The following is a 23695-nucleotide window of genomic DNA, read 5'->3' as shown; positions in this document are numbered from 1 at the left end:
CGACACCCAGCCATGATCACATGACGCAAACTCAATTAATATTGTGAGACACGAATGAAAATGCGCCGAATAGTTCTCTCTCGGAAGCAAAAATACAACCCAAGGGCGATCACTAGAAAGTCGCCCCTCCCAGCTAAAGAGCGAGCCCGCACGAAGTCGCGCCAACCAGTAGCGCCAGCCCCCACGAGCCGCTGCGCCGCTCGACCAAGCCCCCCCGAGGAGGGAGTTCACGCAGCAACCCATCATCCGGCACATTACTTCAAACGCGAAAATTATACTGGCCGCCTTATAAATATTACCTCCGCCTGAACCTCTACAAAATTTGACTAGGCGATAACGACTACCGCCTTCGACGATGCGGAGAACGCTCGACATTGAATAGATGCCATCGCCGCGATCGAAGTCGCGACCTCCTGCATTCAATCATTGAGGCGGGGCACCTAAATATTCGGAGGACATGATGCGTACCTACATCGTTGCGGCGGCAACCGCCGTCGCGGCCCTGCTGGCCATCCCGGCCGTGTCGAGCGCTCAGACCAACGTGACCGTCTCGACCAGCGTGACCAACTTCTGCGGCATCGGGCTGGCCAACGTCGCCGGCGGCAACGTCGCCGTCGCCAACGGCGCCCGCCAGAAGGTCACGACCCTGCGGATGTCGTGTAACGCCGCCACCGGCGCCAAACTGACGTCCAGCGCCGCCAACGGCGACTTCAAGTCCCCGGGCGGCGTGCTGATCAACTACGACTGGGACCTGTCGGTGCCGGAAATCCCCAGCCTGGGCTTCGCCGCGGTCGATACCTGGCCGGGCAGCCCGGCGATCATCACCAATTCGGGCGGCTACAGCCAGAAGCTCGCCGACGGCATCTACGGCGATCTGTTCCTGAACCTCTGCTACAACGTCCCGGGCGGCCCCGGCGTCGGCGGCACCCAGGGCGACCCGACCAACCCCGGCTCCTCGGGCTGCGCGGCGTCGCCGTCCGGTCCTGGCGCGGCCTCCGCTCCGGCCGGCACCTACACCGAAACCTTCACTTTCTCGCTCGATCCCGCCTGATCGAACCGGACGGGGGAGCGGCCCTTGGCCGCCTCCCCGACTTTTCCGAAATTTTCGCAGGGGGAGCGACATGCAAAGTCGAAGATCAGCAGCCACATTCCTGACGACCGCGGCCTTGATGATCTGCGCGACAGCGCCGGCCCGGGCCATGGACGTCTCACCGATGGTGTCCAAGATCACGCCAGCAGGCGCCGGATCCGCCTACCGGATGACCGTCAGGAACACCAGCGCCGTCCCGGCTACGGTTGAGATCGAGGTGTATCGCATGCAGGTCGATTCCGCCGGCGCGCGCAGCCTGGTGGAAGAAGACAACGACATCGTCACCTTTCCGGTCCAGTCGGTCATTCCGCCCAACCGCGAGCAGGTCATCCAGGTCCGCTATATGGGCGACCCGGTCGAAGAAGGCCGAATGTACCTGGTTCGGGCGGCACAGTTGCCGATCAACATGCAGACGACTCCGACCGACGCGGGCGCGGGCGCCGACGTCCAGGTCGCCTTCACGATCAACACCTATGTTTTCGTGGCGCCGTCCAAGGCCCGCGCCGCCGTCGAGGTGACCGCCGTGTCGCGCATGCCGAACGGCGACCTCGTCCTGTCGGCCCGAAACTCGGGGACCGGCTTTGCCTACCTGCGCGAAGCCAGGATCACCCTGACCACGACGGACGGCCGAGCCCACGAAGTGCCGGCCGCGGACGTCGATGTTGGTCAGGTCAGCGTCATGGCAGCCGGCTCCACGCGCCAGATCCGGATACCGGCGCGTCTGATCTCGACCGTCGACGGCCAAATCACCGCTTCGATCGCGCTGCTGTGAGGACGGGACAATGGCACGCAAAGCGCGCGCCGGCGGGCGGTCCGGCGCACGAGGCGCGTTTCGCCGGCTGAGCGCGGTCGCCTGCCTGGGCGGCGGCTTGGCTTCCGTCGTCGACGCCGGCGCATTCCAGATGGCCGACGGGGCCATACAGACAGCGCCGTTCCACCTCATCGCCGCTGCCGACACGCCTCCCGGGGTGGGCCCCGCCCTCTTCGCTGGCGGCCAGGATCAGTCCCCCTCGACCAGACCCACGCCAGTGCTGAATCCTATCCAGGGTCCATTGACGCTGGACGGCAAATACCTAGGCGACGTCAGCGGGGAGGTCGATGCCCAGGGCGAAGGTCTCATCGACGCCAGCGCACTTATGGATCTGCTAGGCCCGCAACTGTCGCCCGCCATGCGCGAGACCCTTTCCAGCCGGATCGCCGCCCAGGCCAAGGTCGCCATGGCCGATCTTAGAAGCCCGACCTTCTCCCTGTCGTTCGATCCGCTGGCCCTAACATTCGTGGCGGCTCTAAGCCCCCAGGACCGCGCCCAGCGCAGGGTCAGCTTCTCCCAGAACGAGAACGTCGACCCCAAGGCCTTCGACCAGCCGAGGCGCTTCGCCGCTGGCGCCAACATCACTCTGGCCCAACTCTATTCCCACACTGACAGCCGCTTCTCGCCGCTACAGGGCGGCGTCGATATGTTCGCCAACTTCGGAGGCTTCGACGGCGTCACCCTGACGACGGGCGTCGACTACGACGGCGGCAGTTCCCAGCAGCGCTGGCGACGACGCGAGATCCGGCTGACCAAGGACGTCTTCCAGTCGGCCGTGCGCATCACCGCCGGCGAGTTCGCCCCGCCTGTGGAGAGCTTTCAAGGCTCTCGACGCTTTCTGGGAGTCTCTGTTGCGCGAGCCTACTCCACGATCCGCCCTTTCCAGAACGTCCGCCCGGCGGGGCGTCGCCAGTTCATTCTAGAGCGACCCGCGCTGGTCGTCGTCGAGGTCAACGGTATCGTCACCGAGCGCATCCGCCTGGATGCGGGCCCCTACTCGCTGGGCGACTTTCCATTCGGCCAAGGCGCCAACACGGTCCGCCTTCTGGTCGAGGACGACAACGGCCAGCGCGAGATCGCCGTGTTCGATCTCTTCGGCGGAACAGGATTGCTCGATCCCGGCGTGGTTGATTTCGGCGTTTCGGTCGGCGTACTGGAACGCGACCAGCTCGAATACGGCTCGGCGCCCGCCATGACCGGCTTCGTACGCAAGGGCCTCAGCGACGTGCTGACCGTCGGCGCCAACGCTCAGGCGGCCAACGGCCGCGGCCAGGTCGGCGGCCTGGCGACCTGGGGGTCTCCGGCCGGCCTGATCCAGCTCAGCGGGGCGGCCAGCCATAACGGCGACACGGGCAGGAGCGGCCATGTCGCATCGGTCGACTACCTGCGCGAGGTCGCCTTCCGCAGGAAGGTGGACGCCCGTTTCGTCGCCTCGGCCCAGGCGACCAGCCGCTTTTTCCAGAGCGCCTTTGACACGTCGGCTGTCAACAGCGAACGATGGCGCGCCGCGACCAGGCTGCTGGTGAGATCCGGGCGTTACTCCGTCAACGCCGGCGTGGCCTTCGTGAAAGGGCGCGAACGGCCGGATCGCACGGACTACAGCCTGGCCTTCGGTCGCAGCTTCCAGCGCTTCGCCGTCAATCTGGCCTGGCAGCGCGGCTCCGCGAACGACGGACAGAAAGAAGACCGTGTCGGCGTAACCCTGACCTCGCGCTTTGGCGGGCGCTGGAGCACGGCGGCGCGCTATGACAGTGCGAACCGTTTCCGGGAAGTCGGCGTGTCCCGTGCCTCTTCGGGCCGCTTGAACGATGTCAGCGGCGATCTGCGGCTCTCGCAAGACCGCGACAACAAGACCATCGCGGCCGACGTCCGCTATATCAACAATCGCTTCGACGCCGAACTCGTGTCCAACCGCCTGGTGTCGTCGGCCCCAGGCGGGACGACACGGCAGGAGTCGCTGTGGCGACTGTCGACCATGATCGGCTACACGGATGGCGCCTTCGGCGTCGGGCGGACCGCGCGCGAAGGCTTCATTCTGGCCACCCCGCACCCGACCCTGGCCAGATCACGGATCAGCCTCACCGACGCCAGCGGCCATCCCGTGGCGCATAGCGGCTGGCTAGGCCCCGCCCTTGCGGGCATCGATCGTGGCTATGGCGTACGGCGCTATGAGATCGAAGCCAACCCGCTCCCTCCTGGCTACGATCTCGGCGCCGGCGTGGTCAGCACCTTTCCCGGTTTCGGCAATGGATATCGCATCGTCGTCGGCAGCGACGCCTCGCGTACCGCGCGTGGCGTCCTGACATCCCCGTCGGGACCGGTTGGCCTGATGGGCGGCATGATCGAAGCCGTCGGCGGCGCGCCGGGCGCGGCGGGACGCCCCTTCTTCACCAATCGCAACGGCCGCTTCGTCGCCGACGGCCTGTCTCCCGGTCGCTACCGGCTGCTGATCCGCGGCCAGATCGTGGGCGAAATCAACATTCCGGCGAATGTGGAAGGAACAGTCGATGTCGGCGAAATCCGCATACCTCAGCCCATGCCTTGATCAACCGGACCGACGGCCTCGCCTGGCTTTGCTGATCGCCGCGCTGGTTCTAGCCGCCGCCCCGGGAGCTCAAGCCTGCGCCTTGGCGCTGGCCGGCGATCCTGGCACGGTCATCATCGACTACAATCCATTCGCCTCCGGCCCCTCGACAGGCGCGTTGGACTTGAAATTCAAAAACCAGGGCGGCGCCGACTGCGACCTGCGCCTTACACTCACCAGCGAAAACGGCGCCTTCGCCGACGACCTGTCGCTCGGTGGAGTCGGCATACGGCTGCGGCCACGCGAGCTGTCGGGATTGAGAGCCTCCGACGTCAAGCCAGGCGCGTTCATCTTTCTCGTCCCGAAGGACTCGACGGCCGAGGCCCAGTTCGACGCCGCCATCACTGCTGACGCGGTGCCGGAGGCCGGGACCTATACCAGCGACCTCAAACTCCTGGTCGAGGATGTCGACGGCAACACCCTGTTGCCGTCGATCCCCATTCGCGTGCAGTTGGTGTCGACGCCGCGCGCGCAGTTGAACCTCGCCGGCGCCGCAGGCGTGTTCGGATCGGGCTCGAGCGTCGAGGTGGTGGATTTCGGCGAGGCGGTCACCGGCGCGACGCGGAACATCTTCGTTCAGGTGCGCGCCAACGCCCCTTCCACTCTGACCATCAAGTCCCAGCATGGCGGGATCATGCGACGCCTGGGAGACGTGGTGACGGACTCGACCGTCCCCTACGCTATCGAATTGGAAGGCGCGCCGATCGACTTGGCCGATACCTGGTCACGCGCGATCGACCCGCCGCGCACCCTGGCTGGCGCATCGCTGCCGATGCTCTTCAAGCTTGGAACGGTCACCGGACAGATGGCCGGACGATACCAGGACGTGGTCACTATCGATATCTCGCCAAATTGAGCCGGCATCCCCAAACTGGGGTAACTAATCATATCGGTTACCCCGCCAGACGCGACGTAGTACCAATCGTGGCGGGATTTGGCTGTTCAACCTCCACCACAGATCACGTCTGCTTCCCGAATATTTCGGGCGACGTTCCCTGTTCCTGGGAGGCGATTGCGTAAACTCGGAGACCATACCGGTGCGACGCGCCTCGCCGAACCCGGTCGAAATCACGTGTTCGGAGGGGCACCTATGTACGAACAAGATATCGCGCCGACGCTCGATCAATACGCCCCCACGGCTGCGGACCGGATCGCGGTCGAGCCCTGTTCGCTTGAAGCCCCAGCGCCTCAAGAAGACTGCGCCAACTGGTTCGAACACGACAGCATCGCGCGATACGTGCTCGATCATCAGGGAAACATCCTGCGCGCCAATGGTGCGGCCAGGCTTCTGACGGCGGCGGGCGTCCTCGGCTCGGGCGGCGTCTTCATCTGCCCTTCGCATCGCAATCGCGCCGAGTTCGACGTCCTGATCGCCCGCCTCGCCGACGACCGTCAAACGAACGGCCGCATGCTGTTCCGCGCCGGAGACGACGCCTGGTGCCTGCTGGACCTCGCCACTCTTCCAGGCTTGGACGCAAGAGTGTTCGCCACCGCCCGCCCCGCACGGTCCATCAGCGCCGAGGCGATCGAACCCTTGAGAGCCGTCTTCGGCCTGACACGCGCCGAAACCTCGGTGCTGTCCCATCTTACCTGCGGTGAGGCGCCAAAGGACATAGGGCGCAAGATGGACATGTCGATCCACACGGTACGCGCGCACCTGCGTGCGATTTGCATGCGCATGGGGGTCAAAGGGATAAACGGCGCGCTGAGACTCAGCTTCCAGCTTGCCAGTTGAACCGATCCGGCCCGCTGCGGGCCGCAAGCTAGGCGCCGTCCCATACCCCCGTGTACGGCGTCGGGGCTGTCGCCCTCCCCCAAGGGCGGCGGCTGGACGGTGGAGTGGTCGGGTGACCCGCGTCTCGCCAAAAGCCGGTCAGCATCTGGCTGCTCCACCGTCGCAGTTACGGTTTCACCTCAGCGCGCCCAGCGTCTAGCCGCGGGTGATGGAACGAACGTCGAGGAAAGTGGCCACGACGCCGCTCGGTCGCTGCAGTTGGTTCCGGTAGGGGGCCAAGCGCATCAGATAGTCCGCATCCTGTTCCTCGTCGCGGACGCGGCGCTCAATCACCCGCGCATCGGCGAACACGGCCGTGACGTCGGCCGCCAAGGTCGGCAGCGCCACCCGGCTGGTGAGGTCGGTTATCGGCCTGCCCTTGTCCGTAGGCAGGATGTTGAACAGCTGCGCCATCGCAGGCGTGAAGCTGCGGATCACCATCCCCTCGCCGAGAAAGACCGTGGCGATCTGGCTGCTCTCGAACAGGTTCTGCAGGTCGGCATGCGCCTCATCCAGCGCCTCGACCTTGGCGTTCAGCTCGAGGTTGACGGTCTGCAATTCTTCATTGAGCGACTGGAGCTCCTCCTTGGAGGCCTCAAGTTCCTCGTTCGAGGACTGGCACTCCTCGTTGACCGACATCAGCTCCTCGTTGGAGGACTTCAACTCCTCCAGGGCGGTCTCGTATTCCTCGATCAGGGCCTGAAGTCGTTCGCGCGTATCACGCAACTCATGCTCAAGGTGGACGACTCCGGCCCGGTCGATACGAACCACGCCCGTCTCGGCCTTCAGGTCAAATGGATCGCCTTGATCGGTGAACATCACCAGCAGCAGAGGTTCGCTCGAGGCGCGCCCCGCGAGCGGTTCCACATCGATCCTGACGCGTTGAGCGCGACCGTCTCCGCTTTCCAGGACCATGCCTTCCCGCAGGGTGGGCTGCCCAGTTTCCTGAACCTGTCGCAACACTGTGCGAAGGTCCAGGCGCAAGCCTTTACGAGCCATGGCCAGCAACTGGCGATTGGGGGCGCCCATGGCCGCTTCCAGATACTTTCCGGTCTTGGCGGAATAGTAGACGACATCACCGTCACGATTGACCACGACATGGGCCGGAGCGAACCGCTCGAGCACCTGGCTCTCCACCGACTGGCGCAGGGCAAGACCCGCAGCAGAACCAGACTTGGCACGCTGGTCGTCGATGTAATAGCCCGGCTTACGGTCAACGATCATCAGCGGCCCCCGCACGGGAGCGGCGATCCCCTCGCGAGCCTGGAAGATGCGATGTTTTTTGTCGATGGGCGTGAAAAGTTCGCCGAACTGGCTGGCGTTTTCGGACATGCCCAGGAAGAGGAAGCCTCCAGGGCGAAGAGCATAGTGGAACGTCGGGATCACTCGGCCCTGAATCTCTGGGCCAAAATAGATGAGCAGATTGCGGCAGGAGACCATGTCCATACGCGAGAATGGAGGGTCGCGTACGACGCTATGGGGTGAAAATACGCAGAGCTCGCGCACCTCCTTGGCCACCGCGTAGAGGTCCCCTTCGGAGAGGAAGAACCTGTTGCGTCGCTCCGGCGAGACGCCGTCCAAAAATGTATCCGGATAGCGGCCGGCCCGAGCGACGGCCAGGGCGCGCTCGTCGATGTCGGTGGCGAAGATCTGGACCCGCGGACTGACGCTGGCCCGGTCCATGTACTCGCAGATCAGCATCGCGATCGAGTAGACTTCCTCGCCGGTGGCGCAGGCCGGGATCCAAACGCGCACGGTTTCGTCTGCCCCGCGCCCATCGAACAGGCGCGGTATCACCTTTTCCTCCAGGGCGGCGAAAGCCGCCGTGTCGCGGAAAAAACTGGTGACGTTGATCAAAAGATCTCGAAAGAGCGCATGGACTTCCTTGGGGTCGTCCTTGATGCCTTCCACATACTCTCCCAGCGACGCCGAGTAACGGATTTGCATCCGACGCTGTACGCGACGCAGAAACGTCTTGGCCTTGTAGCCGGAGAAGTCGTGGCCGACCTGGGTGCGCAGGGTGGCGCAAATGTCCTGACGAGCCTCCTCCAGCGCACCAGCGGGCTCGGCGTCGCCCGAAGCGGGAAATCCCTCCATCAGCGCGAAGCTGCGAGCGAAATTGGCAAGGTGCCGCCCCATCGCCTCGACGGGAACGGCCAGATCGACCAACCCGGTGGCGATGGCGCTTTCGGGCATGCTTGGATGACGGGGCCCGTGCCCGCCGGGAGCCTGGGCCAATGTCAGGCCCGCGGCCTCCTTGACAGCCTTGACGCCCAGCGCCCCGTCGCCGTCGCCGCCTGACAGGATCACGGCCGCGGCGTACTCGCCTTGGTCCTCGGCTAGGGCCGCCAGGAAAACATCGATCGGCTTGCGCTCTCGACCAGCTTGGCTTTCCTTCAAGGAGACGAGGCGACCGTCATGAATGCCCAGCAACATGTCAGCCGGCATGACGTAGACATGGTCAGGACGGACCTGCGCGCCATCGCAGGCGATCTCGACCGGTAGGGCGGTATAGCGGGCGATGACCTCATGCAGCAGGCTCTGCCGCTCGGGATTGAGGTGAGTGACCACTACATAGGCTACGCCGGCCTCGGCTTGGATGCCCTGGAAGAACCCCTCCAACGCCTCGATTCCCCCGGCGGACGCACCAAGGCCGGCGATCGGAAAGCGGGCGGCCGGTGCGGACATGGACGGACTTTCCTTATGAGCGCCCAAAGGTTCGGCGCCGCATCGGCGGACAGGACCCACGCCCTTGCCGGGAGTCGCCCAAGGAGACGATCTGAAATCCGCCAGGACAACCATAACAGATCACCCCTGGCGGTCAGCCCCTCACAAGCCGCGGTGTCGCGCTTACCCAGCAGCCACCTCACTGCCCGTATCGATGGGAGCCTTCTCAGGCGGCAACGCGCGGACTTGGCGCCGTCTTGTCAGGCCGCGCTTAGGCAGAATCCGAAAGACAAGGGGAAGCGCCAGCGCCAGGGTGACGCATGAAGCGGCTGCGATGAAAAGATAAGGCATGGTTCGTCTCCGACCGGCGTACGATGCGATTCCGGGCGACCTTCCAAGGAACGTCGCCCGGCGCTGTATTGCGGATCTCAGCGATCGTCGCGGAAATCGCCGCTGATGCTGTCGCTCAACCGATCGAGCCGAGCGGTGATGATCGCCCGCCCTCTGGGACCAAGATCGCCTTGACGGTTGCGCAACGATCGCTCCTGACGCTCGATCGCGGCCAGGGTTCGTGTCGCCTGGCCGGCCTCGGCCCGGCTCAGGCGACCGCTATAGGCGCCGCGATTGATGCGCTCGGCCAGTTGCGCCTGACGATCGTCGATGCTGAGCCTGCCGCGGCCGTCGGGATATTGACCGGCGGGATAGTCGGCGCGCGGGCGGCGAGCATCCGTCGAGACCCAGCCGCCACGGGCGTCGTAGTAACCGACCGTCTCGCCACGCACCCAGCGCCCGTTGGCGTAATAGCCCGGCTGCGGATCAGCGATCCATGCTCCGTTGGCGGCGCGCCGTCCGCTCGGCTGGCCCGGCATCCAGCGTCCGTTGGCGTCGTAGCGACCGCTGGCTGCGCCCGCGATCCAGCGACCGGACCTGTCATAGTAACCGGAAGCGGCCGAGACCCAGCGACCGTCCTGGGCGTAGTAGCCGGTGGCCGAGGCTGGAACCCACAGACCGTTGGCATAGTAGCCGGACGCCGCGACGTCGGTGCTCGCCTGCATCCAGCGCCCGTCGGACGCGTAGTAGCCGCGTGGAGCCCCGTCGACCCAGTCGCCGTTGCGATCGAAATAGCCGGAAGCCTCGCTTCGCGAGACGGCGTTGGCGTGCCAGGCGCCCTGATTATCGTAGAAGCCATAGGCGCGGGCGCAGTCGGGACGCCCCTTGGCGACCTGATTACCGATCAGGGCGCCAGCGATGCCGCCGATAACGGCCCCTTCGCCACGATCGCCGCGGCCCGCCACGGCGCTGCCTGCCGCCGCCCCGACACCAGCGCCGAGGAGGGTTCCGGCCACACGATTGCTCTGCCGCTGCTCGCAGGTCTGTTGCGCGAGCGCGGCGGCGGGGATGAGGGCCGCGGCGCAGACGCCGGCGACCAGGATTTGGATACGCATTTTGTGGGATTCCTTGGGATGAGACATACTCCTCCCGACCCACATCAAATGGCGATTTCATTAACAATATTCAAGAGCAAAGCAAAATATAAATCACGAGAAGGCACTAATTTAATTCAGTAAATACGGAACAAAATCGCCTTTGTCAGCAGCAATTATATTGTCATAATTCAAAATTATTACCCACCACCCCCCTCGCAAAGCGTAAACGCGGCGCCTGTTCAGCCACAGCTGGTTACTTCAGGAGACCGGCCGCACGCAGCGCCTTGGTGATTACGTCCTGGACGCCTGCGGGCACGTGGCTGACAGCTTTCATGACCCCCTCTCCCAGACCGCCGATCTCGGGACGCTCCGGCTGGGCTGCAGGCTGCGTCGGCGCGATCGTTTCCAGGGCCCGCCGGGCCCCTCCATCGCCGCTCCGCTCGCCGCGCCCTTCGTCGATCTTCCAGAACCTGACGATCTCCAGGGACGAGGAAATCCCCGCCTCGAGCAAGAAGGGCCCCGCCTTGCCGACATCGCCGGCGCGCTTCATGGAAAGCGGGGCGCCATGGCCAAGGCCGCGAACGATGTTCAACTCGACGAGCGGCTCGCCCCCGGCGGACCGCCAGGTCGAGCGGGTTCCATGCGCCAGCGGCTCCACCCGATGCGGCGCGATGGGCAGCCCTTGCAGGGCGACCCACTGCTGGGCCAGGTCATGAGCGTTCTGGACATGCACGGTGCGGTCGGCGTCGCCGTGCCAGATCGACAGCCGGGGCCGGGAGCCGCCCTGGTGGAAGGCGGGAACCAGAGCGGCGAAATCCGCGCCTGAACGAGCAGCGGGCCGGTTCATGACCTGCATCGCGCTCTGGACGTTGCGGGCCACGCCATAAGGCAGGCCCGCAATCACGGCGCCGCCCGCGAAGAGGTCGGGATAGACAGCCAGCATCACCCCCGCCATCGCCCCGCCCGCCGACAATCCCGTGACGAAGACCCGCTGCGGATCAAGATCATGAGCGTCGAGCAGATGACCGACCATCGCCGCGATGGAAGCGCCCTCTCCCTTGCCTCGCCGGATGTCGCCCGCCAGGAACCAGTTGAAGCAGCGATTGGGATTGTTGCTCTGAGCCTGCTGCGGCGCGAGGATCATGAAGCCCATGCGGTCGGCCAGGTCTAGCCAGCCGGCGCCTTCGGCGTAGGCCCTAGCGGTCTGGGTGCAGCCGTGCAGGACGACCACGAGCGGCGATCCGGACGCCAAGCCTTCGGGCCGATAGCTCAGCATCGTCAGGTGACCAGGATTGACGCCGAAATCGTCCGTGCGCTCCAGGCGCCCGATCGCGTCTGGAGCGGAGAACGAGGCGCGACGCAGGCGCGCCAGCATAGCGGTGGTGTCGCCGAGGCTCGGCATGGTGATGTCCTGAAAACAGCGAGGCGGAAAAGCCGCCGCCCAGTTCAAATGCTGCAACGCAGCAAAGGCGCCATCACGCTCGATCACGTCTTTCGGCGAAAACGGAAAAGGCGCCCCGACCACCGGGCATGCCGAGGTCGGGGCGATAGCGTCTAATACTCGCGACGGACCGGATCGGCGACGCCGCGATCCTCGGGTCGGACCACCTCGTCATCGATCAGCAGGTCGTCGCCCCGGCGCGTCGCGAACGAGCGATCCTCGCCGTAAAGGGCGCGCTCGCGACCGATCTGCTCGGCGCTATAGGGAGCCGCCGAGGGATCAAAGCCCGTCCAGCCGTCCTGGCGATAGGCCTCGCCGCGACGCGCGGCGTCCACGCCTCGCCCTTCGTCGAGAATCCGCTCGACAGCGTCAATCTCGCCGTCCTGCGCCCTGACGCTGACCAGGGCGCCGCCGCGCCGCACGCCCTCGGAATAGACGTTGGCCTCGTCATCGCTGTGACCGGCCTCCTTCAGAGCGCCGAGCAGGCCGCCCGTGGCGCCGCCGGCCGCCGCGCCGACGGCCGCTCCGACCGCCGTGGCCGCGAGCCAGCCGGCCGCGACGACGGGTCCCAGGCCGGGAATGGCCAGCATGCCGAGGCCGGCCAGCAGGCCCGCGCCGCCGCCGACCAGTCCGCCCGCGGCCGCCCCCTTGCCGGCGCCGTCGGCGACGTCGTTATCACCGTCGCCACCGTGATCTCCCAGCGGACCACCGGCCCTGCGCCCGTCGTCATGCCAGTTGTCGGTGTTGTCGGAGACCAGACTGATACGGTCTTCGGCGACGCCGTAGTCGTTAAGGTCCGCAATCGCGGCGAGCGCGTCGGTGTGGCTGTCGAACAGCCGGGTGATGGTCTTGCTCATGTGGTTCTTCCCAGAAAGATTGTGATTTGAGGCGAGCAAGGGCGGCCGAGCCTAGAGCTCGGTGATCGCGCCCTTGTAGTCGATGGAGACATTGACCTTGCGGCCGTCCTTGGTGGCTTTCCCCTGCCAAAGACCGTTGGCGTTCTGATTCAGAGGACCCAACTCGCTGTAGCCGGCCTTCTCAATGGCGGCCCGCGCCTGGTCGGCGGTGTAGGAACTGGCGCCCGGCGTCGGACCGGTCTCGCCGGTCGTCGGCGCGGTGTCGACCGCGGCATTGCCCGGAGCAGCCGGCGCGGAAACGGCCGGCCCCTCGACCTTCTCATGGTCGGCGTTCTTCTGGCCGCAAGCAGCCAGCAGCATCGCGGCGAGCGCGACGCCAATCGTGGTTTTCAGCATGTTCATGGATCTCCGAGAGGTCAGGGGATAAGCCTTCCCGACCAAACACGGTTGCATCACGATTATAAATTCATACCGAAGCTAGATAATTAGCTATGCCGAAAACAAAAGAGATCGAAATAAAATTGACACGCCAATTTTGACACTAAGATATATTTAGTTCTTTCTGGAGCTCGGCAATATTGCCTTCAGACGCTGATCATCCAGGGCTGCCAGCCTCGCCGCCTCCGCGAGGGCCGACTGGAGCCTGGTCTTGAAGCCGGCGACCACATCGCCCTCGCCCTTCTGCATGGCCCGATATCCCGCCAGGGCCACGTGCGCCGGATCGGTCCTGCCGGAATGTCGTCGCCGCGCGGCGTCCATAGGGTCGGCGTCGGCAAAGACGCCTTCATCCGTCGGGCCTGGCATCAGGCAACTCACCGTGACGCTGGTGTCCTTTAGTTCGTTGCGCAATGACCAGGCGAAACTGTCGAGGAAAGCCTTGCTGCCATTATAGACGGCCTGGAACGAGCCCGGCATGAAGGCGGCGATGGACCCCGTGATCAGGATCCTGCCTCGGTCGCGCTCGCGCATGTCCCTGGCCAGATGCTGGATCAGATAGACGGCGCCGATAACGTTGGCGTCGATCACCAGTCGCGCCTCGCTCCAGTCCTGATCCAGAAAGCCGTAGCCCAGACCACGGTCAGCATTGATCATCAGAGCGTCGACAGGACGATCGGCGACCAGCTCGACGAGTTCATCCACGCCCTGAATCGTCGAAAGGTCGACCTGCAGCGCATAGACCCGTCCTCCGTACTGGTCGAGCCCAGCCTTGGCTTCGACGATCGAGGACAGGTCCGCGACGATGACGAGGTCATAGCCGTCCTCGGCAGCCAGACGGGCCAGTTCATATCCCACGCCCGAAGCAGCGCCGGTGACGACGGCCAGCGGCCTGAGGTCATCGATCATCTGGCGTCCATTCGCGGAGGAGGCTTGCGAGCAGGCGCGGGCGACGCGCCGCCTTTCAGCCAGCAAGCGAGGGTTTCGTTTTTCATGAGATATCTCCCGCTCAGATAACCACCCTGTCCTCCTGGCGTTCCCCCTTTCAAACCAAACACTTGCTATGTCGGGCAATCGACATTCCACCGGAAACGCAAGGTTAGCTTGCCTCCCGGATCAACAGTCGCCACGGCGCGTTGGATTGCTCGGACCATTAAGGGACGCATCATGAACGACCAGGCCGCCGACAAGCCCTTCCTCAGCGACGTGCAGACCTTGCGCGCCAGGGCGCGGGAACACCTCAAGGACGGCGCTCTGACGCCCGCCTATGGCGGCGACGTCAACAAGACCATCGAGATCCTGCAGACCGTGCTGGCCACCGAACTGGTGTGCGTGTTGCGCTACACCCTGCACTCGATCATCGCCTCGGGCATCTCAAGCCAGGGCCCCAAGGCCGAATTCGCCGAGCACGCCAAGGAAGAGCACGCGCACGCCCTGGCCGTCGCCGAGCGCATCACCCAGTTGGGCGGCACGCCGAACTTCAGTCCGGAAGGCCTGGCCACCCGTTCGGCCTCGCAATATGTCGAGGGCGAGAACCTGATCGACATGATCAAGGAGAACCTGATCGCCGAACGGATCGCCGTGGAGCACTATCGCGAGCTGATCCGCTATTTCGGCGACGACGATCCGACCACGCGGGTGATGCTGGAGGGCATCCTCGCCGTCGAGGAAGAGCATGCCGACGACATGCACGACCTCTTGGTCGCGCATGAAGGCACGCCGATGCTCGAGGATGCCTGACTTGTCCGCACAGGTCGCGCTGGCGACGTCATCGCCCCCGCTGTCGGCCGCAAAGGTGCTGGCCGCCCTTCGCAAGGCCGTTCCCGTCATTCGGTCCCGCGCCGCCGACCTGGACGCCCGTAGCGCCTTCCCCGCCGAGGACGTCGATTTCCTGGCCCAGATCGGCGCCCTTGAGGTGATGGCCGGCGACACGCCCTCCCCCCGCGAGTTGATGGAGGCGCTGCGCCTTGTCGGCCGGGCCAACCTCAGCCTGGGCCGGATCTTCGAGGGCCACGTCAACGCCGCCCGCCTGATCGCCTGGCACGGCTCGGCCGAACAGAGACGGACCCTGGACGCAGACCTGGCCGCGGGAAAGGTCCTGGGCGTCTGGAACACCGAGCCTGCGCCTGGCGTGACGATCGCCCAAGGCGGACTTCGAGGCGCCAAGTCCTACGCGACAGGCGCGGGTCACATAGACATCGCCGTGGTGACCGCCGCCACGTCGGAGGGCAAGCAGATGGTTCTGGCGCACGCCTCAGATCCGGCCCGCGCCGATCCATCGGCCTGGCGGGTGCGGGGCATGAGGGCGACGGTCAGCGGGACTTACGACCTCACCGGCCTGCCCGTGAATGCGGCGACGCGACTGGGCGCGCCAGGCGATTACGAATGCGAGCCGCGCTTCTCGGCCGGCGCATGGCGCTTTACGGCGGTGCAGCTTGGCGGGGTGGAGCACGTGCTGACCCTGCTGCGCGATCACCTGGCGGCCTCGCCTGCCGGCCAGGACCCTATTCACCGCGCCCGCTTCGGCAAGGCCCTGGCGGCCGCCCGATCGGCCTATCTGTGGGTGCGCGAGGCGGCCGATCGGGCCGAGGCCCCGAACGCGGGACCCGAAACGATCAGCTTCGTCCTGATGACCCGAGGCGTCGTCGAGGAGGCCGGCCTTGCCGTTATGGAAGCGGCTGCGCGCAGCGTCGGGACGCGAGCCTTCTTCGTTGACAACCCCCTGGACCAGGCCTGCCGCGATCTGGCGCTCTATCTGCGCCAACCGGTTCCGGACCAGGCGCTGGACCGCGCGGCGGCGGCTTTCCTGGCGCAGGACGCATGGGCGGACGATCCCCTGTGGTGACGGCGCTTGGCGAACCGGCCTGGGCCGCCCTGGTCAACCAGGCCTTCAATCTTGAGGCCAAGGTGCTGGACGGCCTGTCGCCGTTCCTGATCCTGGCGCCGCATCCCGACGACGAGACGCTTGGCTGCGGCGGCCTGATCGCCCGTGCGAGCAAGCTGGGCCTGAAACCTCGCGTGGTCTACCTCACCGACGGCGAGGGGTCGCATAAGGGCTCGGCCACCTGGCCGCCGAGGCGGCTGGCTCGCGCCCGGCGGCAAGAAGCCCTGGCGGCCCTCGACATTCTTGGCGTTCCGCCCGACGACGTTCACTTCGTGGGCTGGCCGGACGGTGCGCCCCTCCCCCGCGATCAGGCCGCCTATGCCGACACGCTGCGCGACCTGCGCGAATGGTCCGACCGCTTCAAGCCGTGGAGCGTCTGGGCGCCGTGGCGTCATGAACAGCATTGCGACCATGTCGCAGCCAATCTTCTGGCTTCGGACTACATCGCCTCGATCGACACCCGCGAGCCGGTGAAGATGGAGTACCTGGTCTGGGGTTGGGCCGATCCGGACCTGGCTCACCGCCACGGGGCCAAAGGCGTCTGGGGCCTGATGTGCGGCGACGAGATCGCTCGGCGTCGACGGGCCCTGGCCTGCCACGAAACCCAGATGACGCCGCTGATCCAGGACGCCGCCGAGAGTTTCAGGGTGTCGCCCCAACTGGCGGCCCTGACCGATCGGCCGGTCGAGATCTTTCTGGAGTGCCGCCGTTGAGGAAGACCCGCTCGCTCGAGCCCGGCTATTTCGAGGGCCTCTACGCGGCCAATCCCGACCCATGGGGTTTCGAAACCAGCGATTACGAGCGCGAGAAGTATGAAGCCACCCTCGCCGCCCTTGGCGGCGAGCAAGCCACGCGGGGCCTGGAGGTCGGCTGCTCGATCGGCGTCCTGACCCGGCGGCTGGCCGCGCGCTGCGACCACCTGCTGGCGCTCGACGTCTCGGCGACTGCGCTCAAACAAGCCCGTCGGCGCTGCACGGACCTGGCCAATGTGCAGTTCGCCCAGCTTCAGATTCCCCAAGATGACGTCGCCGGCGCCTTCGACCTGATCGTGCTGTCGGAGGTCGCCTATTATTGGGACGACGCCGATCTGGCCCTGGCGGCCAAGGCCTTTGGCGCAGCGCGCGTTCCGCACGGCCGCATCCTGCTGGTCCACTGGCTGGGCGAGACCGACTATCCCAAGACCGCCGACGAGGCCGTCGAGACCCTCCGAGCCCACCTGGGCGAGGCCATCAGCGTCGAGACGGCGCAACGCAACGCCGACTATCGCCTTGACCTGTGGCGCTGGATCTAGCCGGCTTTCGCCAGCATCAGCCGCTCGCGCCCGATCCGCACGAGGGCGCGCGCCCTGTCGACCTCGGCCGGAAGATCCGCGAAGGTCAGGGCCGGTCCGCATGTCGCCAGGCCGAGCGCGGCATTGAGCGGCGGCGCCTCGTGAATGGGTTCGTCGATGGCCTGGCGTCCCCACAAGTCCAGCGTATCGGAAGTTCCTCCAACGGCGCGACCGGCCAGGCGACAGGAGGTAAAGACCTTGACGTCGATCGGATGGCGAACCCTCCCGCCGGCGGCCCGCACGGCTTCGAACAGCGCCTTGTCCTCCCCGACCGGCGGGGCGGGCGCGCCGCCGATCCGGGCGTACACGCCCAGGGTCAGGGCCATGCTGGCGCCCCCTTCATAGGAATGGTGCGGCCAAGCCTCGCCGCTCCGCCCCGCTCGCAAGGCGTCGAGGGCGGCATAGTAGCGGCGAAGCAGGGCCAGGCGCGCGCGATGCTCGCGATCCAGCCCGCGAAGCTCCGTCCCCTTCAGCCGCGCCAGCCCCGCCACCGCGTCGTAGCCGGCGTCGACATGGTCCAGCGTCCGTAACAGCCAGTCGCCGGCGACCTGGGTGTCGGCGTCGGTGGTCGCCAGCAGGTCTTCGGGCGATCTAAGAAAGGCCGAGGCGGCCTCAAGCGCCGCTCGCCTGGCGCCGCCGGCATGCGCCTGGTCCGAAGCCAACCGCATCTCGACGACCTCGACGTCTGCGCCCATCCGTCGGGCAAGCGCGGCGGTTTCGTCCGAGCAGTTGTTGGCCAGCACCACAATGCGGAGCGAGGCGATCCGTTCGTCGCGCTCCATCGCCAGCAAACGTCCAAGGCAGACCTCTATCCAGGCCGCCTCGTTCTGCGCAGGCACGGCCACCGCCACGTGTCGCCTCACGACCAGATCCATGCGCATCGCGTTCCGCTCCTTCACATCCGGCGAAAGCGCGCGGCGGGTTGCTAACTCTTCGAAGCCAAGAAGGTTCGAACCGAGGCGTCAACGAAATAAATAAATATTTCAATCTCTTATGTCGGATTGGCGACAGCAACTTCGATGAGGCCGAGACGTTGAAGCAGCCAACTGCTCACAACCGAAAGACGTCCCATGGCCACCCCGGCTAAGACCAAGGCCAAGACGGCCGGCGCGAACTCCACGCCCCCGACCAACGCCCCGCCCCCGCGTCCGGCGGGGCCCTCGACCGAAGGCGAGACCCTGATCCTTCCCGGCGGCGAGACCCATCAGCAGGCCGACGCCCCGGCCACGCAGCTGACCACCAACCAGGGCGTACCGATCGCCGACAACCAGAACTCGCTCAAGGCCGGCGCGCGCGGTCCGGTGCTGCTGCAGGACTTCATCCTGCGCGAGAAGATCATGCACTTTGATCACGAGCGCATTCCCGAGCGCGTGGTCCACGCCCGCGGCTCGGCCGCGCATGGCTTCTTCGAATGCCTGGAGTCTTGCGCCGACGTCACCATCGCCGACTTCCTGCAGCGACCCGGCGAGCGCATCCCGGTGTTCACGCGCTTCTCAACCGTGGCCGGCAACAAGGGCTCGGCCGACCTGCCGCGCGACGTACGCGGCTTTGCGGTGAAGTTCTATACGCAGGCAGGCAACTTCGACCTCGTCGGCAACAACATGCCGGTGTTCTTCATCCAGGACGCCATCAAGTTCCCCGACCTGATCCACGCGGCCAAGCAGGACCCCGACCGCGAGTTCCCGCAGGCGGCCACAGCGCACGACACGTTCTGGGACTTCATCTCGCTGACGCCCGAGAGCATGCACATGATCATGTGGGCGATGAGCGACCGGGCCATCCCGCGCTCCTTGCGCATGATGGAGGGCTTTGGCGTCCACACCTTCCGCCTGATCAACGCCGCTGGCCAGAGCACCTTCGTCAAGTTCCACTGGCGGCCCAAGCTCGGCTCTCAATCGGTGGTCTGGGACGAGGCGCTGAAGATCAACGGCGCCGATCCCGACTTCCATCGGCGCGACCTGTGGGAGGCCATCGAGGGCGGAGACTTCCCAGAGTGGGAGTTTTGCCTGCAGACCTTCACCCAGGAACAGGCCGACGGTTTCGACTTCGACGTGCTGGACGCCACCAAGCTGATCCCCGAGGAAGATGCGCCCCTGCGCGTCGTCGGGCGCATGGTGCTGGACCGCAACCCCGACAACTTCTTCGCCGAGACCGAACAGGTGGCCTACTGCGCCGCGCACGTGGTTCCGGGCATCGACTTCACCAATGACCCCCTGCTGCAGGGGCGCCTCTTTTCCTACCAGGACACCCAGCTCAAGCGCCTGGGCGGCCCCAACTTCCACCAGATCCCGATCAACCAGCCCAAGTGCCCGTTCCACAATCTGCAGCGCGACGGCCACATGCAGATGGGCGCGCCCAAGGGCCAGGTGAACTACGAGCCCTCGACCCTGGGGCCGGACGTGGCGCGCGAGTCCCAGGAGCGCGGCTTTACGACCTTCCCCAATCCCGAGGCCGGCGAGCAACTGCGGGTGCGGCCCGAGAGCTTTGCCGACCACTACACCCAAGCCAGATTGTTCTTCGCCAGCCAGACCAAGCCCGAGCAGGATCACATCATCGCGGCCTTGGTCTTCGAGCTCAGCAAGTGCGTCACGCCAAGGGTGCGCGAGGCGGTGCTGTCGCGCCTGATCCACATCGACGAATTCCTGGCCCAGTCGGTGGCCGAGGGCCTGGGCTTCACGGGAAAGATCGTTCCGGCCGCCGCGCCTATCCTGGCCAAGGACATGACCCCCTCGCCCATGCTCAGCCTGCTGGCCAAGGCGCAGCCCACGCTGGAAGGCCGCAAGGTCGGCGCCCTGGTCAGCGACGGGGCTGACGACAAGCTGCTGGCCAAGCTGAAGACGGCGGTCGAGGCGGCCGGCGCGCGGCTGCAGATCATCGCCCCGACCATCTATGGCGTCACGACGGCCGGTGGAGACCTACTGCCTGCCGACCACAAGATCGACGGCGGCCCTTCGGTGCTGTTCGACGCGGTGGCGATCCTGCCGTCAGACGAGGGCGGCGCGCAGCTGGCCCTGGAAGCGGCGGCCGTCAACTTCCTGCGCGACGCCTACGGCCACCTCAAGGTCATCGCCTACCTGCCCTCGGCCGGTCCCCTGTTCGCCAAGGGCGGGATCACCGAGGTGGGACCGGACGACGACGAAGGCCTGATCGATCTCGAAGCCTCCAGCGTCGACGACTTCGTCGCCACGGCTTCCACGGGCCGGGTCTGGGCCCGCGAGCCTCTCGTGCGTCCGCCTCCCAAGCCGCTGGTCGCCGATCCCGCATGAGCGATCGGCGTACATGAGCGACGAGAGGATTGACTGCCTGATCGTCGGCGGCGGGCCTGCGGGCCTGACCGCCGCGATCTATCTGGCGCGCTTCCGGCTGTCGGTGGTGGTCGTCGACGCCGGCCACAGCCGCGCCGCCCTGATCGCGCTGACCCGCAACCATGCGGGCTTTCCCGAAGGCATATCGGGCAAGGCCCTGCTGGCGCGTATGCGTCGGCAGGCTGAGCTCCATGGCGCACGGATCATCCTGGGCCGGGTCGAAGAACTGAACGTCGCGCCCGAGGGCTTCGTCGTCCGCAGCTCGACCAGCGAGCTTCGGGCTGGCGCCGTATTGCTCGCGACCGGGGTGACCAATCTTCGCCCCCCGATGGACGAGACGCTTCACATGCGGGCGCTGGAGCAAGGCCGCCTGCGCTACTGCCCGGTCTGCGACGGATACGAAGTGACGGACCAACGGGTGGCGGTGATCGGCTTCGGCGCCCGCGCGGCGGGCGAGGCCGAATTCCTGCGCGCCTATACGGCGAGCGTCACGCTTATCGCTCTGGAGGCCGATGACGGCCTCGACGACAGTCAGCGCCGACGTCTCGATCAGATCGGGGTCAGGCGCATCGCCGGCCCGGCCGGAGACTTCGCGCTGGAGGACGACAGCATCAGCCTGGCCTGCTCCAAGGGACGCCTGCGCTTCGATGCGATCTATCCCGCGCTCGGATCGGCAGTTCACTCCGACCTGGCGCACGGCCTGGGCGCGGCGGTGACGCAAGACGGCTGCATCAGGGTGGACGCCCATCAACGGACGAGCATCGACGGCCTGTACGCCGCCGGCGACGTCGTGCTGGGCCTGGACCAGATCAGCCACGCCATGGGCGAGGCCGGCGTCGCCGCCACGTCCCTGCGCAACGATCTGGCCAGGCAGGCGCCGTTCCTGCGCTGACCAGGGGAGGCTGCGGGAAACGCCCCGAAGCCCCCCTGGCCGACAGGCCTAGCGCGGATCGCGCAGATAGACGGTCCTGCTGCGGCCGCGCAGAAGCAGTCCCAATACGATGCCGGCGGCCGCCGCGATGGCCACGGCCGGAAGCGGCTTGTCCTTCACATAGGTCTCGACGGTGTCGAGGCGTTCGCGCATCCCGCCGCGCACCGTATCCAGCGCGCCCTCGAGCCGGTCGCGCACATCGTCGGTGAGCTTGCCGTAAGCGCGCTGGGCGCCGCCGGCGGCTTGGTTGAGCTTGCCCTTGATCTGGGTGGCGCTGTCGCCGGTCAATCCGCCGACGGCGTCCTGGACCCGGCCGACGCCCTGGCGGGCGACGCCTGTGACTTGATCGTCCATCGGTCTGTCCTTTGCTTGCCGCCGAACGCGGCGACAGACCAATCCGCCAACCCGCATGGGTGTTCCGGGGAATGTTCGCCGGCGTTCGACTGGCGTTCTATTTCTGCTCCCGATCGATCAGGCGGCGCTCCGCCCGGCGCGCCCGACGGTTCCTGCGCGCCAGACGCAGATATCCGCCGCAGACGAGAACGAAGCCGACCGCGACAAGGATCAGCGCCAGTCCGATGTGATCTCGCACAGGCCAGCCATAGAAGCGCGCCGCGACGATGAAGCCCAATAGAGCGAGCGCGGCGCCGCAGACACCGGCCATAAAGGCTCCGCCAACGGGCTTTGGCGCATACGCCTCGGCCCGATCCTCAGCCAGCATCTCGCGTTCGGTCTCGTTCATTTCGTAGTCTAACATGGTCACGACGCTAGGCCCCGCGATCATCGCCTCCGCGCGAACGGAGCAGTTCCAGAATTCCCGAAAGCGACACCCGCTACGACAAGTTGGCAGCAACCATCCCTCCAGCGTGCTCATCGCCGCCCTCTGCGCATAAAGGCTCAATTGAATCCGGACGCGAACGATTTAGCGCCGGAGCTATCCTGCGCCGACCTTGAACATTGCCGAGGTCGGCGCGCCGGATTTTTTAGGAAATTCCGGATTCGGTCTGGCGCGGCGTCGGTCGGCGAATGCGTTCGCCCCGCTTGCAAGGCGCCTAGCGGCAAACCGCGCCGCCAGCCAATTCATGCTGGCGCCCGCTCCATGCCGCCCGCACAGCCGGATCAACCAGGATGTCGGCGATGTTCTGAACGTCGCGGACCTCGTGGGGTCCCTTGCGCACTTCCAGCAGCGGATTGTACCGCGCCGAGCGCGGATCCGTCGGATTGAACAGCAGGCAGTGGGAGAACTTCGACCGCCAGCCGGCCGTCAGCATCCGGTTCTCGCCCTTGCTGTCGTGGACCACGCAGCTGCCGGTCCACGACAGCAGGGTGGGCACGACCAGGCCCACGCCCTTGCCCGAGCGGGTCGGGGCGAAGGCCATGACGTGCTCGGGCCCGTCGTGGCGCAGGTAGCGGCCGTCGAGCTTGCCCAGGAATACGCCCGAGGAACCCAGCAAGCCAGCCCGGGCGGCCTCGCGCCGGCTGGCCCAGCGCGAGGAGCCGAAGGTGGTGACGCGGCCGCCTTGCCGAGCCCGCCAGAGCGAGCCGGCGATGGCCCCGGCGCAGCCCAGGAAGCCGCTGGCTCCCGCCAGCAGGCCGGCGCGGTCGAAGACCTGCGGCGCATAGGCCTCGTAGTGGAACCACTAGCCAAACAGCCGCCAGGGCTCGTAGAGCGGCAGGCCCAGCACGACGGCGAACGGCCGCCCAGCGCGACCTGGTGGCCCAGTTGGTCGGCCGTCCACTGAGTGGCGGTCCAGACGCCCAGGATCATGATCGCGAAGACCGCGAGGATCTGGCCGACTGGGTCGCGCACCTGATCGCGCGTGGTCTCCAGGTTCCCGACCAGGCCTTCGCGGCCGCCGAGATCGAGCGCGTCGGCTATGAACGACTGCGGATCTACTTTCGAAGTCGACGCGATCACACCCAGCCGGGCAAGCCTTTCAGGGCCAACACCTCCTACCGGGACATCCTGCGGATCTACGAGTGCGACCAGCGGCTCCGGGCCCTGGTGTTCGAAGCCTGCGGCACGTTCGAGCTGACCTTCCGCAACGCCATCGGCGAGGTGCTGAGCCAGAACCACGGCAGCCACCCGCACCGTGACCTCGCCGCCTTCGCCGACGCCGCCAGCCGGCGCGACGCCATGGAGCTGCTGGCCGGCGAGC

21 protein-coding genes and 1 pseudogene are annotated in these 23695 nt (G+C 66.3%); 12 read left to right on the top strand and 10 right to left on the bottom strand.

Annotation, left to right across the window (positions count from 1 at the left end; translation table 11 throughout):
* The first annotated feature begins 460 nt into the window (after positions 1-460).
* The 5 genes from ACODR1_RS03575 (at position 461) to ACODR1_RS03555 (ending at position 6220) form a co-directional block, all read left to right on the top strand.
* Positions 461-1051: a hypothetical protein gene (locus ACODR1_RS03575; RefSeq protein ID WP_101717149.1), complete on the top strand. Its 591-nt coding sequence runs from the start codon at positions 461-463 to the stop codon at positions 1049-1051.
* Between the two features lie 118 nt (positions 1052-1169).
* Positions 1170-1862 carry a fimbria/pilus periplasmic chaperone gene (locus ACODR1_RS03570; protein WP_488879336.1) on the top strand — a complete coding sequence of 231 codons (693 nt, stop codon included), beginning with the start codon at positions 1170-1172 and terminating at the stop codon, positions 1860-1862.
* A 10-nt stretch (positions 1863-1872) separates the two neighbouring features.
* On the top strand, positions 1873-4446 hold the full coding sequence (locus ACODR1_RS03565) for a fimbria/pilus outer membrane usher protein (RefSeq protein WP_488879228.1): 2574 nt from the start codon (positions 1873-1875) through the stop codon (positions 4444-4446).
* Complete coding sequence (locus tag ACODR1_RS03560) at positions 4409-5341, top strand: hypothetical protein (protein WP_488879227.1); 933 nt, start codon at positions 4409-4411, stop codon at positions 5339-5341. The genes ACODR1_RS03565 and ACODR1_RS03560 overlap by 38 nt, the downstream gene beginning before the upstream one ends.
* Before the next feature lie 234 nt (positions 5342-5575).
* Positions 5576-6220, top strand: coding sequence for a helix-turn-helix transcriptional regulator (locus ACODR1_RS03555; RefSeq protein WP_488879226.1), 645 nt, complete (start codon positions 5576-5578; stop codon positions 6218-6220).
* Between the two features lie 195 nt (positions 6221-6415).
* On the opposite strand, the gene ACODR1_RS03550 is transcribed toward ACODR1_RS03555, so the two are convergent.
* The 6 genes from ACODR1_RS03550 to ACODR1_RS03525 form a co-directional block, all read right to left on the bottom strand.
* Positions 6416-8947, bottom strand: coding sequence for a CheR family methyltransferase (locus ACODR1_RS03550; protein ID WP_488879225.1), 2532 nt, complete (start codon positions 8945-8947; stop codon positions 6416-6418).
* A 407-nt stretch (positions 8948-9354) separates the two neighbouring features.
* Complete coding sequence (locus tag ACODR1_RS03545; protein ID WP_488879224.1) at positions 9355-10371, bottom strand: glycine zipper 2TM domain-containing protein; 1017 nt, start codon at positions 10369-10371, stop codon at positions 9355-9357.
* Positions 10372-10606: 235 nt separating this feature from the next.
* Positions 10607-11842, bottom strand: a complete 1236-nt coding sequence (locus tag ACODR1_RS03540; protein ID WP_488879223.1) for an extracellular catalytic domain type 1 short-chain-length polyhydroxyalkanoate depolymerase — start codon at positions 11840-11842, stop codon at positions 10607-10609.
* A 65-nt stretch (positions 11843-11907) separates the two neighbouring features.
* Positions 11908-12651: a hypothetical protein gene (locus ACODR1_RS03535; protein WP_488879222.1), complete on the bottom strand. Its 744-nt coding sequence runs from the start codon at positions 12649-12651 to the stop codon at positions 11908-11910.
* A gap of 51 nt (positions 12652-12702) precedes the next feature.
* Positions 12703-13053: a hypothetical protein gene (locus tag ACODR1_RS03530; RefSeq protein WP_243410510.1), complete on the bottom strand. Its 351-nt coding sequence runs from the start codon at positions 13051-13053 to the stop codon at positions 12703-12705.
* 150 nt (positions 13054-13203) lie between these two features.
* Positions 13204-13995, bottom strand: a complete 792-nt coding sequence (locus tag ACODR1_RS03525; RefSeq protein WP_488879221.1) for an SDR family NAD(P)-dependent oxidoreductase — start codon at positions 13993-13995, stop codon at positions 13204-13206.
* A 258-nt stretch (positions 13996-14253) separates the two neighbouring features.
* On the opposite strand from ACODR1_RS03525, the gene ACODR1_RS03520 reads away from it, so the two are divergent.
* The 4 genes from ACODR1_RS03520 to ACODR1_RS03505 are packed head-to-tail and all read left to right on the top strand — an operon-like array spanning position 14254 to position 17261.
* The gene (locus ACODR1_RS03520; RefSeq protein ID WP_488879220.1) at positions 14254-14826 is read left to right on the top strand and encodes a ferritin-like domain-containing protein; all 573 of its coding nucleotides are present in this window, start codon (positions 14254-14256) and stop codon (positions 14824-14826) included.
* Position 14827: 1 nt separating this feature from the next.
* A complete protein-coding gene (locus tag ACODR1_RS03515; RefSeq protein ID WP_488879219.1) occupies positions 14828-15931 on the top strand; it encodes an acyl-CoA dehydrogenase family protein in 1104 nt (367 codons plus the stop codon).
* Entirely contained in the window at positions 15907-16683 is a 777-nt protein-coding gene (locus ACODR1_RS03510; protein ID WP_488879218.1) for a PIG-L deacetylase family protein, read from the top strand. Before ACODR1_RS03515 ends, ACODR1_RS03510 begins: the two co-directional genes overlap by 25 nt.
* The gene (locus tag ACODR1_RS03505) at positions 16680-17261 is read left to right on the top strand and encodes an SAM-dependent methyltransferase (protein ID WP_101717263.1); all 582 of its coding nucleotides are present in this window, start codon (positions 16680-16682) and stop codon (positions 17259-17261) included. Before ACODR1_RS03510 ends, ACODR1_RS03505 begins: the two co-directional genes overlap by 4 nt.
* Here ACODR1_RS03505 and ACODR1_RS03500 read toward each other — a convergent pair.
* Positions 17258-18181 carry a glycosyltransferase gene (locus tag ACODR1_RS03500; RefSeq protein WP_488879217.1) on the bottom strand — a complete coding sequence of 308 codons (924 nt, stop codon included), beginning with the start codon at positions 18179-18181 and terminating at the stop codon, positions 17258-17260. The genes ACODR1_RS03505 and ACODR1_RS03500 overlap by 4 nt on opposite strands.
* A 189-nt stretch (positions 18182-18370) precedes the next feature.
* Here ACODR1_RS03500 and ACODR1_RS03495 point away from each other — a divergent pair, with 189 nt between their 5' ends.
* Both ACODR1_RS03495 and ACODR1_RS03490 read left to right on the top strand, forming a co-directional pair.
* Positions 18371-20566, top strand: coding sequence for a catalase (locus tag ACODR1_RS03495; RefSeq protein ID WP_488879216.1), 2196 nt, complete (start codon positions 18371-18373; stop codon positions 20564-20566).
* A 13-nt stretch (positions 20567-20579) separates the two neighbouring features.
* The gene (locus tag ACODR1_RS03490) at positions 20580-21497 is read left to right on the top strand and encodes an NAD(P)/FAD-dependent oxidoreductase (RefSeq protein WP_488879215.1); all 918 of its coding nucleotides are present in this window, start codon (positions 20580-20582) and stop codon (positions 21495-21497) included.
* A 48-nt stretch (positions 21498-21545) separates the two neighbouring features.
* On the opposite strand, the gene ACODR1_RS03485 is transcribed toward ACODR1_RS03490, so the two are convergent.
* The 3 genes from ACODR1_RS03485 to ACODR1_RS03475 form a co-directional block, all read right to left on the bottom strand.
* A complete protein-coding gene (locus tag ACODR1_RS03485) occupies positions 21546-21890 on the bottom strand; it encodes a CsbD family protein (protein ID WP_116490053.1) in 345 nt (114 codons plus the stop codon).
* Between the two features lie 97 nt (positions 21891-21987).
* Positions 21988-22278 (bottom strand): hypothetical protein, encoded by a 291-nt coding sequence (locus tag ACODR1_RS03480; protein WP_488879214.1) that lies wholly within the window; start codon positions 22276-22278, stop codon positions 21988-21990.
* Between the two features lie 310 nt (positions 22279-22588).
* Positions 22589-22990 carry a type IV secretory system conjugative DNA transfer family protein gene (locus tag ACODR1_RS03475; RefSeq protein WP_488879213.1) on the bottom strand — a complete coding sequence of 134 codons (402 nt, stop codon included), beginning with the start codon at positions 22988-22990 and terminating at the stop codon, positions 22589-22591.
* Between the two features lie 260 nt (positions 22991-23250).
* Between ACODR1_RS03475 and ACODR1_RS03470 the strand changes: the two are divergent.
* Positions 23251-23655, top strand: a pseudogene (locus ACODR1_RS03470) (Abi family protein); the annotation flags it as partial.
* Positions 23656-23695 lie beyond the last annotated feature (40 nt).

The organism is Caulobacter sp. FG7 (assembly GCF_057808875.1).
This window is presented reverse-complemented; position numbering and strand designations above follow the sequence as displayed.